The 14,524-nt window shown below is 42.1% G+C and carries 16 protein-coding genes and 1 pseudogene; all 17 read left to right on the forward strand.

Annotation, left to right across the window (positions count from 1 at the left end; all coding sequences use genetic code 11):
• The coding region (locus GMD3S_RS0209535) for a DNA polymerase (RefSeq protein ID WP_025173008.1) at positions 1–1,020 on the forward strand (1,020 nt) is incomplete at its 5' end.
• A 10-nt stretch (positions 1,021–1,030) separates the two neighbouring features.
• A complete protein-coding gene (locus GMD3S_RS0209540) occupies positions 1,031–3,385 on the forward strand; it encodes a virulence-associated E family protein (RefSeq protein ID WP_000424009.1) in 2,355 nt (784 codons plus the stop codon).
• Between the two features lie 243 nt (positions 3,386–3,628).
• On the forward strand, positions 3,629–3,940 hold the full coding sequence (locus GMD3S_RS0209545) for a VRR-NUC domain-containing protein (protein ID WP_001209159.1): 312 nt from the start codon (positions 3,629–3,631) through the stop codon (positions 3,938–3,940).
• Positions 3,891–5,243 carry a DEAD/DEAH box helicase gene (locus tag GMD3S_RS0209550; protein WP_000221145.1) on the forward strand — a complete coding sequence of 451 codons (1,353 nt, stop codon included), beginning with the start codon at positions 3,891–3,893 and terminating at the stop codon, positions 5,241–5,243. Before GMD3S_RS0209545 ends, GMD3S_RS0209550 begins: the two co-directional genes overlap by 50 nt.
• Positions 5,236–5,724 carry a hypothetical protein gene (locus tag GMD3S_RS0209555; RefSeq protein WP_000357689.1) on the forward strand — a complete coding sequence of 163 codons (489 nt, stop codon included), beginning with the start codon at positions 5,236–5,238 and terminating at the stop codon, positions 5,722–5,724. Before GMD3S_RS0209550 ends, GMD3S_RS0209555 begins: the two co-directional genes overlap by 8 nt.
• Positions 5,725–5,735: 11 nt before the next feature.
• Positions 5,736–6,086 (forward strand): type II toxin-antitoxin system PemK/MazF family toxin, encoded by a 351-nt coding sequence (locus GMD3S_RS0209560; RefSeq protein WP_000335299.1) that lies wholly within the window; start codon positions 5,736–5,738, stop codon positions 6,084–6,086.
• 178 nt (positions 6,087–6,264) lie between these two features.
• Positions 6,265–6,492 (forward strand): DUF7678 domain-containing protein, encoded by a 228-nt coding sequence (locus GMD3S_RS0209565; RefSeq protein ID WP_000267706.1) that lies wholly within the window; start codon positions 6,265–6,267, stop codon positions 6,490–6,492.
• Positions 6,493–6,641: 149 nt separating this feature from the next.
• Positions 6,642–6,872, forward strand: a complete 231-nt coding sequence (locus tag GMD3S_RS0209575; RefSeq protein WP_237738357.1) for a hypothetical protein — start codon at positions 6,642–6,644, stop codon at positions 6,870–6,872.
• Positions 6,873–7,515: 643 nt separating this feature from the next.
• On the forward strand, positions 7,516–8,178 hold the full coding sequence (locus GMD3S_RS0209580) for a PBECR4 domain-containing protein (protein WP_000913325.1): 663 nt from the start codon (positions 7,516–7,518) through the stop codon (positions 8,176–8,178).
• Positions 8,179–8,442: 264 nt separating this feature from the next.
• Complete coding sequence (locus GMD3S_RS0209585) at positions 8,443–8,808, forward strand: HNH endonuclease signature motif containing protein (protein WP_001138021.1); 366 nt, start codon at positions 8,443–8,445, stop codon at positions 8,806–8,808.
• Positions 8,809–9,016: 208 nt separating this feature from the next.
• On the forward strand, positions 9,017–9,439 hold the full coding sequence (locus GMD3S_RS10825) for a helix-turn-helix domain-containing protein (RefSeq protein ID WP_000340864.1): 423 nt from the start codon (positions 9,017–9,019) through the stop codon (positions 9,437–9,439).
• Between the two features lie 9 nt (positions 9,440–9,448).
• Complete coding sequence (locus GMD3S_RS0209595) at positions 9,449–10,708, forward strand: site-specific DNA-methyltransferase (RefSeq protein WP_000869308.1); 1,260 nt, start codon at positions 9,449–9,451, stop codon at positions 10,706–10,708.
• Positions 10,705–11,877: pseudogene (locus GMD3S_RS0209600) on the forward strand (DNA cytosine methyltransferase). The gene GMD3S_RS0209595 and the pseudogene GMD3S_RS0209600 overlap by 4 nt, the downstream one beginning before the upstream one ends.
• Positions 11,867–12,106 (forward strand): hypothetical protein, encoded by a 240-nt coding sequence (locus GMD3S_RS0209605; protein ID WP_000183781.1) that lies wholly within the window; start codon positions 11,867–11,869, stop codon positions 12,104–12,106. Before GMD3S_RS0209600 ends, GMD3S_RS0209605 begins: the two are co-directional and overlap by 11 nt.
• 79 nt (positions 12,107–12,185) lie before the next feature.
• The gene (locus GMD3S_RS0209610; protein WP_000992184.1) at positions 12,186–12,401 is read left to right on the forward strand and encodes a DUF4314 domain-containing protein; all 216 of its coding nucleotides are present in this window, start codon (positions 12,186–12,188) and stop codon (positions 12,399–12,401) included.
• A 49-nt stretch (positions 12,402–12,450) separates the two neighbouring features.
• Complete coding sequence (locus GMD3S_RS0209615; protein ID WP_000057466.1) at positions 12,451–12,924, forward strand: phage terminase small subunit P27 family; 474 nt, start codon at positions 12,451–12,453, stop codon at positions 12,922–12,924.
• The gene (locus GMD3S_RS0209620; protein WP_000222988.1) at positions 12,921–14,513 is read left to right on the forward strand and encodes a terminase large subunit; all 1,593 of its coding nucleotides are present in this window, start codon (positions 12,921–12,923) and stop codon (positions 14,511–14,513) included. Before GMD3S_RS0209615 ends, GMD3S_RS0209620 begins: the two co-directional genes overlap by 4 nt.
• Positions 14,514–14,524 lie beyond the last annotated feature (11 nt).

A 14,524-nucleotide genomic window follows, 5' to 3' on the forward strand; every position in this document is an offset into this window, starting at 1 on the left:
CGGGTACATGGACTTTTGCAATTTTATGGAGCGAATCGCACTGGCCGCTGGGCTGGACGATTGGTTCAGGTGCAGAATCTTCCTCAGAACAAACTCAAGGATTTGTCCCTTGCCAGAACCCTTGTGAAAGAAGGGAGGTTTGAAACCTTGGATACTCTCTATGAGAATGTCCCGAGTGTCCTTTCTGAACTTATTCGGACTGCCTTTGTCCCCAAAGCAGGTCATCAGTTTATCGTTGCTGACTTTGCTGCGATTGAAGCTCGGGTGTTGGCTTGGCTGTCTGGGGAATCTTGGCGGTTAGATGTTTTTGAACAGGGCGGGGATATCTATTGCGCATCTGCGTCTTCTATGTTTGGAGTACCGGTTGAGAAACACGGTGTTAATAGCCACCTTCGCCAAAAAGGTAAGATTGCAGAACTAGCTCTTGGTTATGGTGGGTCAGTCGGCGCTTTAACCGCTATGGGAGCACTGGATATGGGACTGGAAGAAGAGGAACTGCAGCCGCTCGTCAATCAGTGGCGGTCAGCCAATCCGCATATTGTGGCCTTTTGGTGGGAGATAGATAAGACCGCAAAGCAGGTCTATGAAACAAGAGAACCGAAGAAGATTAAGAATCTTGTCATCAGCTATCAATCTGGCATGCTCTTTATTACGCTACCTTCTGGACGAAAGCTAGCTTATGTTAAACCTCGCATGGGCATGAATGCATTTGGCAAACCTAGCTTGACCTATGAAGGGATTGGAGAGAGTAAGAAATGGACTCGGCTTGAGACCTATGGACCAAAGTTAGTGGAAAATATTGTTCAGGGTATCGCCCGAGATTTATTGGCCTATGGCATGGTGCAGCTCGAGCAAAAGGGATTAGCTATTGTTCTTCATGTGCATGATGAAGTGGTGGTAGAAGTGAGAGAAGAGAGTGTGGCAAAAGTCTGCCAGCTACTTGCCACAAAGCCAGACTGGGCCGAAGGTCTGCCTTTACAAGCCGACGGCTATGCCTGTGAATTTTATAAGAAAGATTAAGGAGGAAAGAATGGAACTTACCATTTCATTAGGAAACAAACGAACCGATAAGATTTGGACGCAAACCAGTTATAGCTTGGAACAGTTTGAAGCCCGCATTTCAACCACTATCCGAACGGCTGAGACCGTTGCAGAGTATAAGAAACTAGCGAAATCAAAACAAGATAATATTAAAGATGTCGGCGGCTTTGTTTTAGGAAAGCTTGACAAAGGAAGACGAAAGAAAGATGCGGTGTTGTCTCGCTCGGCTCTGACTTTAGATATGGACTTTGCGACACCTGGCATTATGGATGAAGTCGAACTCTTCTTTTCTTTCTTTGCCTATTTCTATTCAACGCATAAACATACCAAAGAGCATCCAAGGCTACGTTTGATTATCCCCTTATCTCGGGAAGTAACGGCTGAGGAATACCAGGCTGTTGCCAGAAAAGTGGCTGAAGATATCGGTATGGAGCTATTTGATGATACGACCTATGAACCGAGTCGACTCATGTATTGGCCTTCAACCTCGCAAGATGGAGAATTTGTCTTCAAAAAATTGGAGGGTGACTTCCTCAGTCCGGACACGGTTCTAGCGCGCTATCAGAACTGGAAAGATACGACTGAGTGGCCTGTATCCAGCCGGCAGAACAAGCTGCTGGAGCGGGCCATTGCCAAACAAGCAGATCCTCTTGGAAAATCTGGCTTGATTGGGGCTTTTAACCGAACCTACACCATTACAGAAGCAATTGAAAAATTTCTAGGAGATGTTTACAAGCCTTCCAGCATTCCAGGTCGTTTTGATTATATTCATGCCACAACCAGTGCTGGGGTTGTTCTTTATGATGACAAATTTGCTTATAGCCACCATGCGACCGACCCTTATGGTCACAGGCTTTTATCGGCTTTTGACCTGGTTCGCCTGCATCTCTTTGGTGATCAGGATGATGAGGAAAAGAAAGACTCAGCTAAGCAACCGTCTTATAAGGCTATGCAGGATTATGTCCTAAAAGATGATGCGACCAGGGAGACACTGGCAAAAGAGCGCTTAGCAGATGCGACTTTGGAATTTGCTGATACGGAGAATTGGCAGGCGAGCTTAGAGCTGGATAAGACCGGCCGTGTTAAGGATACCTTATCCAACATTGCGACGATTCTGCACTTTGACCCCAATCTTCAAAACATTGTCTACAATGAATTCAAGAATGTTATTGATGTGATTGGTGAGCTGCCTTGGAGACGGTCACGTCCTGGCTGGAATGATTCGGACTTAGCTAATGCCAAGCTCTACTTTGAGCGTGTCTATGGTATTTGGTCACCTACCAAGTTCAAGGATGCTCTTTTAGCTGTGGTGACTTCTTACCGGCTCTACCATCCCATTAAGGAGTATTTAGAACCCTTGGTCTGGGATGGAGTCGAACGGATTGATTCGCTTCTTATCGTTTACCTTGGGGCAAAGGACACAGCTTATACACGAGCAGTCATGCGAAAAACTATGGTGGCTGCGATAGCAAGAATTTATGAACCAGGTATTAAGTTTGATTCTATTCTTGTACTAAATGGACCGCAGGGGATAGGAAAATCAACCTTCTTTCTCAAGCTAGGTAAAGAGTGGTTCTCGGATTCTCTGGCGATTTCAGACATGCGGGATAAAACTGCGGCAGAAAAGCTCCAGGGCTATTGGATTCTAGAAATTTCTGAGATGACAGGAATTCGAAAAACAGATGTGGAAACTGTTAAATCCTTTATATCACGACAGGATGATAAGTTCCGTCAAGCCTATGGGGTGAATGTGGAAAGTCACCCACGCGCTTGTATTATTGTGGGTTCAACCAATTCAGAAGGTGGCTTCTTGCGAGACGTGACTGGGAACCGTCGCTTTTGGCCGATTCGAGTGTCCGATGCCAGTCAGTTAAAGCCTTGGGAGCTAGTCGATGTAGACCAATTGTGGGCAGAAGCCAAGGTCTATTATGAAGCAGGGGAGGAATTGTTTCTAAAAGGAAAAGCAGAAAATGAAGCAAATAAAGAGCGACAGGAGGCCATGGAATCAGACGACCGAGAAGGCATTGTAGCTGAGTACCTGGATACCTTATTGCCAGATAACTGGGCCAAGATGGACTTATATGAGCGACGGACTTTCTTGGCTGGTAGTGACTTTGGCAGTCAGACTTTGAAGGGAACAGAACAGCGTGAGCGGGTCTGCATTATGGAAATTTGGTGTGAGTGCTTCGGTAAGGAACGACAGAATATCAAAAAGGCTGATTCCTATGAAATTGAAGGAATTCTAAATAAAATCGGTGGCTGGAATAAGTACACAGGAAATACGACTGGTAAGATGAAGTTTTCCCTGTATGGTACTCAACGTGCTTTTGTCCGGGTGCCGTAAGGCAACTTGGGAAGCTTTAGTTGGTTTCCGCAGGTTTTCGATTTTACCTTTCAGCAACCGAATGGGAAACTGCTCAAAGCTGTTGCCAATAGTAGTTTCTCTAGTACTAGTTTCCTTAGTTGCCTATCTTTTCTAAGAGAGTAGTGTTACTACTAGTAAAATAGGAGTAATGGACACCCATACGCGCGTAAGGAGTTTGAACCCTTTTGGCACCCCCTATCGGAAACCCTGGGAGGAGAAGAAATGCGAGAAAGAGAAATTGAAGAAAAACTGAGACTAGAAAGTCAGAAGCGGGGTGGTCTCGCCATGAAGTTTGTCTCGCCTGGCTTGGTAGGGATGCCTGATCGAATCGTGATTTTACCTCAAGGAAAGATTGGTTTTGTGGAGTTAAAAGCCCCAGGAGAAAAGCCCAGAAAGATTCAGGTCAGGCGCATGGAACAGTTAAGAAAGCTGGGGTTTCTGGTTTATATGCTGGATGATAAAGGAAAGATTGGAGAAATACTAGATGACATACAAGGCACATCCTTATCAGGAGGTAGCGACTCGATTCATTGAGGAGCATGAGACAGCTTGTTTGATTCTTGATATGGGACTAGGCAAAACCGTGATTACCTTAACGGCATTGTGGAATTTGATATTGGATTCATTTGAGGTCAGAAAAGTCTTGGTCATTGCCCCGCTTCGAGTAGCCAGTCATACTTGGAAGAGTGAGCTGGATAAGTGGGAACATTTAAAGGGGCTGGATATTTCCATTGCCATTGGCAGTGAACCAGAGCGAAGAGCCGCCTTAACACGCTCAGCCTTTATTTATACCATCAACCGAGAAAATGTCGTCTGGTTGATTCAGAATCAACTCTTTGATTTTGATATGGTGGTGATTGATGAGCTATCTAGCTTCAAGTCTTATCAGGCTAAACGCGTCAAGGCTCTTAGGAAAGTTCGATTTAAAATCAAGCGCATGGTTGGGCTGACGGGAACTCCTGGAAACATCATGGACCTATTTTCTGAGATTGGCATTTTAGATGGCGGACAGCGCCTGGGACGCTTCATCACAGCTTTTCGCAATCAGTATTTTGACCCCGACAAACGAAACGGTCAGGTTATCTTTTCTTATAAGCCAAAGGATGGCGCAGAAGAAGCCATCTATGAAAAGATAGCGGATATGACGATTTCTATGAAGGCAGTGGATTATCTTAATATGCCAGAACGAGTGGACAATGAAGTTCTAGTTGAGATGTCGGAGACAGAATTTGCAGTTTATAAGGAGCTCAAAGCAGAGATGGTGGTTTCTCTCAAGGGGCAGGTACTTGATGCCGTGAACAGTGCCAGCCTTTCGAATAAATTACTGCAGATGGCTAATGGCATGGTTTATGATGAGAATCGAAAGGCGGTACTCTTGCATGATCAGAAGTTAGTGGCTCTTGAAGAAATGGTGGAGAGTATGAATGGCCGGCCTTTGTTAGTCGCTTATTGGTTCCAGCATGATTTGAAACGCATCAAGGAACGTTTTTCAGAAACTAGAGTGATTCAAAGCAATCAGGATATTGAGGACTGGAACAAGGGAAAGATAGTCCTTGGTTTGATTCACCCGGCAAGCAGTGGTCATGGACTGAATCTTCAAGCTGGCGGTCATACCATTTGTTGGTTCGGCTTAACTTGGTCTTTGGAGCTGTACCAGCAACTTAATGCCAGGCTCTGGCGGCAAGGGCAGAAAGAAACGGTGGTTGTTCACCACATCATTACAAAGAGCACGATGGACGAACAAGTCATGAAACGATTGAAAGAAAAGGACATCTCTCAGCAATCCCTGATTGATGCCGTCAGATATGAATTGAGAGAGGAGGAAAAGGATGGATAAAATAGAAAGCTTTTTCTATGATTACAAGAACATGAAAAAGGAGATGAAGCTCTTATGTAGCCAGTTGGACCAGTTTGTCGGCATCTCAGAAAATGAGATGCTGGACACCATGGTCTATGGTCGGTCTGATGAACCAAGGGTGCAGACCAGTAAGAATCCTTATCGCAGTGAGATCATTGCTTTATCCTACAAGGAAGAAACAGAGAAAGCCAATCGGGAGCTTTATCAATATTTGTCAAAGCGCTACTGTCGTTTAGTTCAGGAATTGCATTTTTTTGAAGTAGCTGTCAGTCAGCTTCCAGATGATTTGGCGGAATTTGTGACGGATTTAGTCATTGTGTCAGAAAGCTGGGACAACCTTATGGTCAAGTATCATATCAGCAGGAGTACCATTAGCAGGTGGAAGCAAAAGGCCATTAAGGAACTGCGTTTGATTTATACCATCAGAAACCAGCAGTTAGAAGATTTTTTACTTAGCTAGAGGAGAACCATATGTGCAAACGAGGAGATATTTATTACGTAGATTTTGGAAATCAGAAAAACAGTCATATTCAGCAAGGGATTCGACCGGCCATCATCGTCAGCAATAATAAAGCTAATGACCATTCTCATTTGGTTACGGTTGTTCCCCTAACCAAGCAGGTTCAAAAGAAAAAGCACCTGCCTACTCATGTGTATCTACCTAAGAAAGTTTTCAAAGGGCTTAAGTGGTCCAGCTTGGTTTTGGCAGAGCAGGTTCTTACAGTGGATAAATTTCAGTTAAAAAATAAGGTCATGACCATTCGAGAAGAAGCCTGGCTGGTGCGGATTGACCGGGCTTTACGGGTCCAGATAGGAGTTTAAAAAATTTTGAATAATCTTCGCTAATGACTTGATAAATAAAAAGTCGTACGGTAACATACACATACAAAAAAGAAAAGGGGTAAAAGCCCTGAAAAAATAGTGGACTTAATTAAGAAATACGGATTTTACCACGTTGGAAGTTGACGACTACGTTTGGTTGGACTAAGGAGGCAGAAACATGTGGCAAGAAGGAATATTTACAAGTCACAATCGAAAGGTGGTTTACCTAGCGAAGGTAAGCACTGAACCCTTCGAGGATGGAATAGACAACGGACGCATCTTTAAATTGGGAGTGGACGTAGACGGTGAGGAAGTCATTAGTTACGACAGGGGTTGGGAAATGTATCCGGAAGATGAAAGCCTAGAAGAAATTTTGGACCAGATTCTAGAACGTTTTCCAGCTTAAATATAGAGCGCAGAAATATTTGAAGTTTCTGCCTTAAAAATGTCTGAGATACAAGAAATGGTCATTTCAGGCATTTTTTTGTACATTTGAGAGGATAGCAACCCCTGATCAGTTGTTTTTAGTTATACTAGAAGTACCAACAGAAAGAGGTGCTACACTTGAAAATCTTAGAAGTTGAAATCCTATCTACTTTATTTGTTTCAGGAGTCTATATCTACCATATCAAGTTTCAATTCTTAACACTTTATAATCAACAAACCTACAGCATGCAGGTTATGCCAGTGACAAAGGAAGCCATCTCAGATATGGCAGCATACATAATGGAAAATTATTACAGGCGCATGGTTCGTTGTTCATTGGATTGTTTTTCATTTGCGTAATAGGTCTACTTAACGTATAATATGATGTAGATGAGATATTCTCATGTCATCACTTTGATGAGACAAGTGACGGTTCTGACTTGTTGGTAAACAAAAATTAGCCGAGTGTGAAATGAGAATTTTTAATTTGAGTGGTCGGCTCATGGTCAATCTGATATTAATCTTGGACATAAGGGCCAAGCGGGTGGCGGACACCAAAATTAAATCCGATATTTAATCTTGGACATAAGAGCCAAGCGGGTGGCAGACACCAGAATAAACCGACTAAAATAAATGGCTTACAGCTTGCTGTAGGTCATTTTCATTTAGAAATTGAAAAGAGGTTGAGGTTTCAAAATTTTGAAAAAATTCCACTGATTACTTGCATCACCTCCTTTCTTGTTGTATAATATTAGTGAAGATAGAAATATCTTGAGTGTGGAGACACTTTAAAGTTGTACTGGGTATGGAACAGGTATAATTCCATAACTTAAAGCTATCAAGATGGGTAGCGAGCTCCAAAGCAGAGATAGTGCTTGACTAATACGGCTAGTAGAAGAATGTCCGTAACATTTTAGCTATCAAGATGGGTAGCGAGCCTGACAACCAGGATAAAACACTCACTATATAAATAGAAGGGTGACCTGAGTAGGTTGCTCTTTTATTGTTAAAGAAAGACTGGAAAAGCTTAGTGAATATTCATAGAAAAAAAGAGCAAGTAAGAAGAAATATTATTAGTAGTGCTCGTTTGTATAAGGAGAGACTTGTAGGTAAGCGTTTTATTTATATATTTGGTGATGAATGTTTTGAAATGCATTTTAAAACTGATAGTTTTAAACATCTTACTGGTGCAAATGCAAGACTGTCGCCAAACCAATTTTACATGTCAGCCTCTGAAGGGCATTTAGGGGGAAATCAGATATTTTTTAATGATCGCCATCCATTAAGTATAGCAATCAGAAAAACGGAGGGATTGAGAGCACTAGATTTATTTATAAAAGAGGAGCTATTTGTAATAAAGGATTTAGTTACTGCGTCAGCAACTTATCCGTATGCACTCACAAACCTAGATAAATCATTATTAGTGGTTCTGGACTCAACTGATGCTACTGGGGATACATATTATGTGCCTAGGAGTTTTAGAGTTAAAGATAGAAATATATTTGATAAAACAAGCTCTCAGTCTATTCATGCTGTCGATTTTATTTTAAGTAAAGAAGATGTGATAAGGAAGTATGATACTATCCACATGCAAGATAAGGGAAAAAGTTTGAGTACTTTATCAGAGGAGCTGAAAATGAAAATCTCTGATGATCTTATGTGCTAGTAGCCGTATTTTATAACTGAAATACTAAGTTCTATCTGTTGGTGAGATAGAACTTTTTTATTTGTCAAGTAAAAACTGTAAAAAACAAAAAGACGGGACTACCCCGGTATTAGGGCGGGACTACTCTGGAACTACCCCGGTATTAGGGCGGGACTACTCTGGAACTACCCCGGTACTAATACGGTACTAAGTCGGTACTGCTTTGCACGAATAATTGTGATATGATTAAGATGTGAAAGAACATAGAGAGGAGGGGTGAAGGCCATGCCGAGACGACCCGCTCAGCCCTGCAAATTTCCAAACTGTCCAAAGCTCGTACCTTATGGTTCTAAGTACTGCGAGGATCACCAAAGTGTTCACTCACTTGAGGTGAAGTCGACAAAGGCTAAAGGTTACGACTCACGGTGGAACAAAGCTCGGCTTCATTTCTTGAAAACACATCCGCTTTGCGTGAGGTGTCGAGCTAAAGGAATGATTACACCTGCAACAGTAGTGGATCATATCACTCCTCATCGAGGAAACCAAAAACTCTTTTGGAATGAGGGCAACTGGCAACCTCTTTGTAAATCCTGTCATGATTATAAAACTATGACGGAAGACCATGCTCCAATTTATGGCTATGATTTCTGACGAGGGGTAGGGGGGATAAAATCTCTGTGAGTTGCCTCTCAAAAGACCGTGGCCCCCTCAAACGTGCATTTTCGCAAAATGTAAAAGGGGTATATTTTTTGAAGAAATAAATAACTGAAAAACAAGCTGTAACAGGAAGTTATGGCTTGTTTTTATTTCGTTTTATGATTTAAAAGGTTAGAGATTTCAGTAAAGAAAGGAGGCAGAAATGGACGATTTTCAGAGAAAACAGATTAGAAAACTACGTTCTGAAGGTTTGGGATACCAATCGATTGGAAAGATAGTCGGTTTATCTAGGGATTCTGTTCGCAATTACTGCAAACGAAATCCGGAACTATTGGGCTATCGAAATGCCGTCACGAAGATGATGAAAGACCAAGCCAGTGGTCTTCCTTGTTGCCTTCACTGTAAAGAAACCTTTATCCCCAAAGGAACTGGTCGACCTAAGAAGTTTTGTTCAGATGCTTGTCGGAGATACTGGTGGCAGGACCATCCAGAATTACACCAGAAACAAAATACAGCTTACTATGAATTGGCTTGCCAACATTGCGGTAAGTCTTTTTTATCATACGGCAATGCGAAGCGGAAATTTTGTAGCCATGCCTGCTATATTCAATCTCGTTTTTACTAAGGAGGTAGTATGAAAGTCACACAAGATATGACATGGGTCTCTTTATCCATTGACTCTTTAAAACCAGCGGCTTATAACCCACGAAAGAAACTCAAGAAGGGTGATAAGGAATACGAAAAAATCAAGAAATCCATTGTGGAGTTTGGTTATGTTGACCCGATTATTGTTAATTTCGATGGTACTGTAATTGGAGGCCATCAACGACTGACCGTCTTATCTGACTTGGGCTATAAAGAAGTTCAATGTGTTCAGGTTCGAATTGAGGATGAGAATAAGGTAAAGGCCCTGAATGTTGCTTTAAATAAAATCACAGGCGCGTGGAATGAAGAACTTCTCGCAGACCTGATGGTGGACTTGCAAGATGCGGATTTCAATTTAGACCTAACCGGTTTTGAAGCCCCAGAAATCGATCAGCTATTTTCTAAGGTTCACAACAAGGAAGTGAAAGAAGATGACTTTGATGTAGATGGGGAGCTGACAAAACCGACTATCTCGAAACAAGGAGATATCTGGCATCTTGGGAAACACCGAGTGATTTGTGGTGATTCTACAAAGCTAGAAACTTATCAGCTTCTCCTGGGAGATAAGAAGGCCAACCTTATCGTAACTGACCCTCCTTACAATGTTAATGTGGAAGAAACAGCGGGAAAAATCAAAAATGATGATATGTCCGATGCGGATTTTTATCAGTTCCTTTTTAACATGTTTGTCAATGTAGAACAGTCCATGGAGGATGATGCTTCTATCTATGTTTTCCATGCGGATACAGAAGGACTGAATTTCAGAAGGGCCTTTAAGGATGCTGGCTTTTATCTGAGCGGTTGTTGCGTTTGGAAAAAGAATGCTCTGGTATTAGGTAGAAGCCCTTACCAGTGGCAACATGAACCTGTGCTCTATGGCTGGAAACAAAAAGGAAAACACCAATGGTTTTCTGATAGAAAGCAGACGACCATTTGGGAATATGACCGTCCAAAATCCAGTAAAGAGCATCCGACTATGAAGCCTGTTCAGCTTATGGCTTATCCGATTCAGAATTCTTCCATGCGAGGGACACTTATACTGGACCCATTTTTAGGCAGTGGGTCTACCTTAATTGCGGCTGATCAGACAGGTCGAGTTTGTTATGGCATAGAACTGGATGAAAAGTTTGTGGATGTTATTGTCAAACGCTACATGGAAGCAACAGAAAAGACGGATGTGAAACTAATCCGTGAAGGCAGGACCTTATCTTTTGAAGAAGCTTTGAATGAAATGGAGGAAGCACAATGACGATAACTTTTCTGGATTTCTTTGCAGGAATCGGTGGCTTTCGTTGTGGATTAGAGTTGACGGGAATGAAATGTATTGGCTATTGCGAGAAGGATAAGTTTGCAAGAAAATCATATGAAGCCATGTATGAAACGAAAGGAGAATGGTTCCATGACGATATCACAAGCATCAACCCAGCACAACTTCCAAAAGCAGATTTATGGTGTGCGGGAAGCCCTTGTCAAAATCTGTCTATCGCAGGAAAGCGAGCCGGATTATACGGTGAACGAAGTGGACTCTTTTTTAGATTTGTTGCTTTGCTCGAAAGCCAAGAAGAAAAGGATAAACCCGAGTGGATACTCCTTGAAAATGTTAAGGGACTTTTATCAAGCAGCCGGGGACGAGATTATCTCGACTATCTCTCTAGTCTGGGGCAAGCAGGGTATGACCTCGAATGGCAGATTTTTAATTCCAAAGATTACGGAGTCGCACAAAACAGAGAACGAGTCTATACTCTCGGACATCTTAGAAGCAGAGGTAGACGACAAGTATTACCTGTCCGCAGAGAAAGCAGCAGCCATCTTAAGCAGCTTATAGGTGGCATGCAAAGTTACAGAGTTTATGATACTTCTGGCATTTCAACGACTCTTGTTGGTGAGGGAGGCGGAGTAGGTGCTAAAACAGGACTCTATATGATTGACCAATCTTTGACAGCTCCTAAGGTAACAAATACAGCACGCTGTATCACTGCTCGCTATACATCAGGGGTGACAAAAAGAACAGCTATGAATACAGCAGTTTTAGAAGTTGCTGAGCAAGAGGGGATAAAGGTTCGCAATGGTACTAAGAAAGGTTATCAAGTTGCGAATGTTGGAGATTCAGTTGATTTATCTTATCCAGGATCCAGAACAAGAAGAGCACGAGTTGGAAAAGGATTGGCTCATAACCTTTCTTGCGGAGGGCAAATGGGAGCTGTTGTCTGGAAGGGAAAAACAGTTAAGATTCGAAGATTGACTCCTAAAGAATGCTTCAGGCTTTAAGGATTTCCTGATGAGTTATTTGAAAAAGCTTGTGCCGTAAATTCGGATGCTCAGTTGTATAAACAAGCAGGAAACGGTGTGACAGTATCAGTTGTATTTGCTATTGGGAAAGCCATTCTAAATGCGATAAAGGAAAATCATGACGAATAATCTTCCTGAATCAGAAACCAAGCATTATCTTGAAAAAATTGCTGTTCAATTGGAGTCGTTTCCATCGATATCACCAGTTTCCAAAATACAACTTCAGGAACTGCTTATGCATATTAAGAGGGCATTGAAGACCAATCAGTTTGGTTATCTAGAATTGAAATATATCAATCAAATGATTGAGCAATTGATTGTGGAGACCACTCTTGAAAGTCAAAAAATATTCGAATAATTATCTCTTATAACTGGATAAATATGTATAATAGAGGTATTATACCATTGAACAAATTGAACCCCAAAGGAGAACAAAGATGAATGCGAAGATTGTAGAATTATTAAAAAAGCGGTATCCTGCTGGAACAAGGGTGCGGCTCTTAAAAATGGAAGACCCGAATCCAGTGCCAATTGGTATGTTGGGAACGGTGGAAGATGTAGATGATATTGGTTCCTTGGTTGTTCAATGGGACAATGGCCGACAACTCCATGTGTTACATGGCATTGATGAAGTAGAGAAAATCGATTCATAAGAAATTAAGTCTTCGGACTTTTTTCTTGTGGGCTGAAGGAGGTGAGGGCATGGCACAGAAGGGCAGAAAGCCCAAACCAATTAGTTTAAAAATCTTAGAAGGGAATCCTGGCAAGCGTCCACTTCCAAAGAATGAAATACAGCCTAAGAAGAAAGCTCCTAGATGCCCTTCCTGGCTTGAAGAAGATGCCAAGAAAGAATGGAAGCGTATGGGCAAAATCCTAGAAGGATTGGGACTTTTAACTGATATGGATATGACAGCTTTTGCAGGTTACTGCCAAGCTTATGCACGCTGGAAGGAAGCAGAAGAGTTTCTTTCAAAACACGGCTCTATCATCAAAACTCCCAATAGCTATCTCCAACAAGTGCCACAAGTTTCTATTTCTCAGACCAATCTTAAAATCATGCTTAAATTCTGTGAACAGTTTGGCTTGACTCCATCTTCCAGAACACGACTTGCTTCGATGGATACAGATGTGGGGTCAGGTGATGAAATGGAAGATTTACTTGGAGGGCGCTTATGACATATTACTACATCCCTTCTCCCTTCATGCTTCCAACTTCTCATTATGACGAGAAAAAGGCAGACCGGGCAGTAACCTTCATTCAGAATCTCTGCCATACCAAAGGACGCTGGGCGGGACAGAAATTCTTCTTATTACCCTGGCAGGAACAAATTGTACGTGACCTTTTTGGTATCGTAAAAGAAGATGGGAATCGACAGTTCCTGACGGCCTATGTAGAGATTCCTAAAAAGAATGGGAAGTCTGAACTAGCTGCTGCGATTGCTCTTTATCTCTTATACGCAGACGGAGAAGCCAGTGCCGAAGTGTATGGGGCAGCTTGTGACCGAAATCAAGCTTCTATTGTTTTTGATGTGGCCAAGCAAATGGTTTTGATGAGTAAAGCTCTGGAGAAACGATCCAAAGTCATGGGAGCCACTAAACGTATCATCAATTATTCCAATGCTGGTTTCTATCAAGTGTTATCGGCTGAAACTGGAACCAAGCATGGACTCAATGTATCAGGTTTAGTCTTTGATGAAATTCATGCCCAGCCCAATCGCCATTTATACGATGTCTTAACCAAAGGGAGTGGTGATGCAAGGGAGCAGCCGCTCTTTTTTATTATCACGACAGCAGGAAACGATAAAAACTCTATTTGTTATGAATTGCATACCAAGGCCTTAGATATACTAAAGGGGCGAAAAAAAGATAGTACCTTTTATCCAGTTGTCTATGGCCTTTCAGAAGAAGATGATTGGAACGATGAAGAGAACTGGCTAAAGGCTAATCCCTCCCTTGGTCATACGATTGGGATTGACCGGGTTCGGGAAGCTTATCTGAATGCCTTAGATAACCCAGCAGAAGAAAATGTATTCAAGCAATTGCGACTCAATATTTGGACCAATTCAGCTGTGACTTGGATTCCGGAACATATCTATGATAAAGGAAGACAGCCGATTGATGTGGAGAGTCTAAAAGGCAGAGATTGTTATGCTGGTCTGGATTTATCTTCCACTTCAGATATTACAGCCTTTGTCCTAATCTTCCCACCAAGAAATGAAGCAGAGAACTATCAAGTTCTTCCATATTTTTGGTTGCCTGAAGAAACCCTGGTTCTTAGATCTAGACGAGACCATGTGCTGTACGATGTCTGGGAAAAGCAAGGCTTTCTTCTTACCACGGAAGGGAATGTTGTTCATTATGGATTTATTGAACGGTACATTGAAGAACTGTCCACTATCTATCATATCAAAGAAATTGCCTATGACCGCTGGAATGCGACACAGATGGTTCAGAACTTAGAAGGCATGGGTTTAACAATGGTTCCATTTGGTCAGGGCTATAAGGACATGAGTCCACCTTCCAAAGAGTACTATAAACTCATGATGGAAGGTAAAATCCAGCATGGAGGTCATCCGGTTCTAAAATGGATGGCCCAAAACGTAGTCATGAGACAGGACCCAGCCGGAAATATTAAGCCTGATAAAGAAAAATCTGTCGAAAAGATTGACGGGATTATCGCGACCATTATGGCTTTAGACAGGTGCATTCGACATCAAAAGAATGACGGTAGTATTTATGACGAGCGAGGAATCTTATCCTTTTAAATTTATTAGAT

The sequence above is a fragment of the Streptococcus sp. GMD3S genome (assembly GCF_000298695.2).
Lineage (GTDB): Bacteria > Bacillota > Bacilli > Lactobacillales > Streptococcaceae > Streptococcus.

Excerpts from the sequence above, each read along its gene's own strand:
- GMD3S_RS0209555 (WP_000357689.1), top strand. The coding sequence starts at position 5,236 with ATGGATAAAATAGAAAGCTTTTTCTATGATTACAAGAACATGAAAAAG.
- GMD3S_RS0209615 (WP_000057466.1), top strand. The coding sequence starts at position 12,451 with ATGGCACAGAAGGGCAGAAAGCCCAAACCAATTAGTTTAAAAATCTTA.
- GMD3S_RS10825 (WP_000340864.1), top strand. The coding sequence starts at position 9,017 with ATGGACGATTTTCAGAGAAAACAGATTAGAAAACTACGTTCTGAAGGT.
- GMD3S_RS0209585 (WP_001138021.1), top strand. The coding sequence starts at position 8,443 with ATGCCGAGACGACCCGCTCAGCCCTGCAAATTTCCAAACTGTCCAAAG.
- GMD3S_RS0209550 (WP_000221145.1), top strand. The coding sequence starts at position 3,891 with ATGACATACAAGGCACATCCTTATCAGGAGGTAGCGACTCGATTCATT.
- GMD3S_RS0209605 (WP_000183781.1), top strand. The coding sequence starts at position 11,867 with ATGACGAATAATCTTCCTGAATCAGAAACCAAGCATTATCTTGAAAAA.
- GMD3S_RS0209540 (WP_000424009.1), top strand. The coding sequence starts at position 1,031 with ATGGAACTTACCATTTCATTAGGAAACAAACGAACCGATAAGATTTGG.
- GMD3S_RS0209560 (WP_000335299.1), top strand. The coding sequence starts at position 5,736 with ATGTGCAAACGAGGAGATATTTATTACGTAGATTTTGGAAATCAGAAA.
- GMD3S_RS0209545 (WP_001209159.1), top strand. The coding sequence starts at position 3,629 with ATGCGAGAAAGAGAAATTGAAGAAAAACTGAGACTAGAAAGTCAGAAG.
- GMD3S_RS0209565 (WP_000267706.1), top strand. The coding sequence starts at position 6,265 with ATGTGGCAAGAAGGAATATTTACAAGTCACAATCGAAAGGTGGTTTAC.
- GMD3S_RS0209595 (WP_000869308.1), top strand. The coding sequence starts at position 9,449 with ATGAAAGTCACACAAGATATGACATGGGTCTCTTTATCCATTGACTCT.
- GMD3S_RS0209620 (WP_000222988.1), top strand. The coding sequence starts at position 12,921 with ATGACATATTACTACATCCCTTCTCCCTTCATGCTTCCAACTTCTCAT.
- GMD3S_RS0209610 (WP_000992184.1), top strand. The coding sequence starts at position 12,186 with ATGAATGCGAAGATTGTAGAATTATTAAAAAAGCGGTATCCTGCTGGA.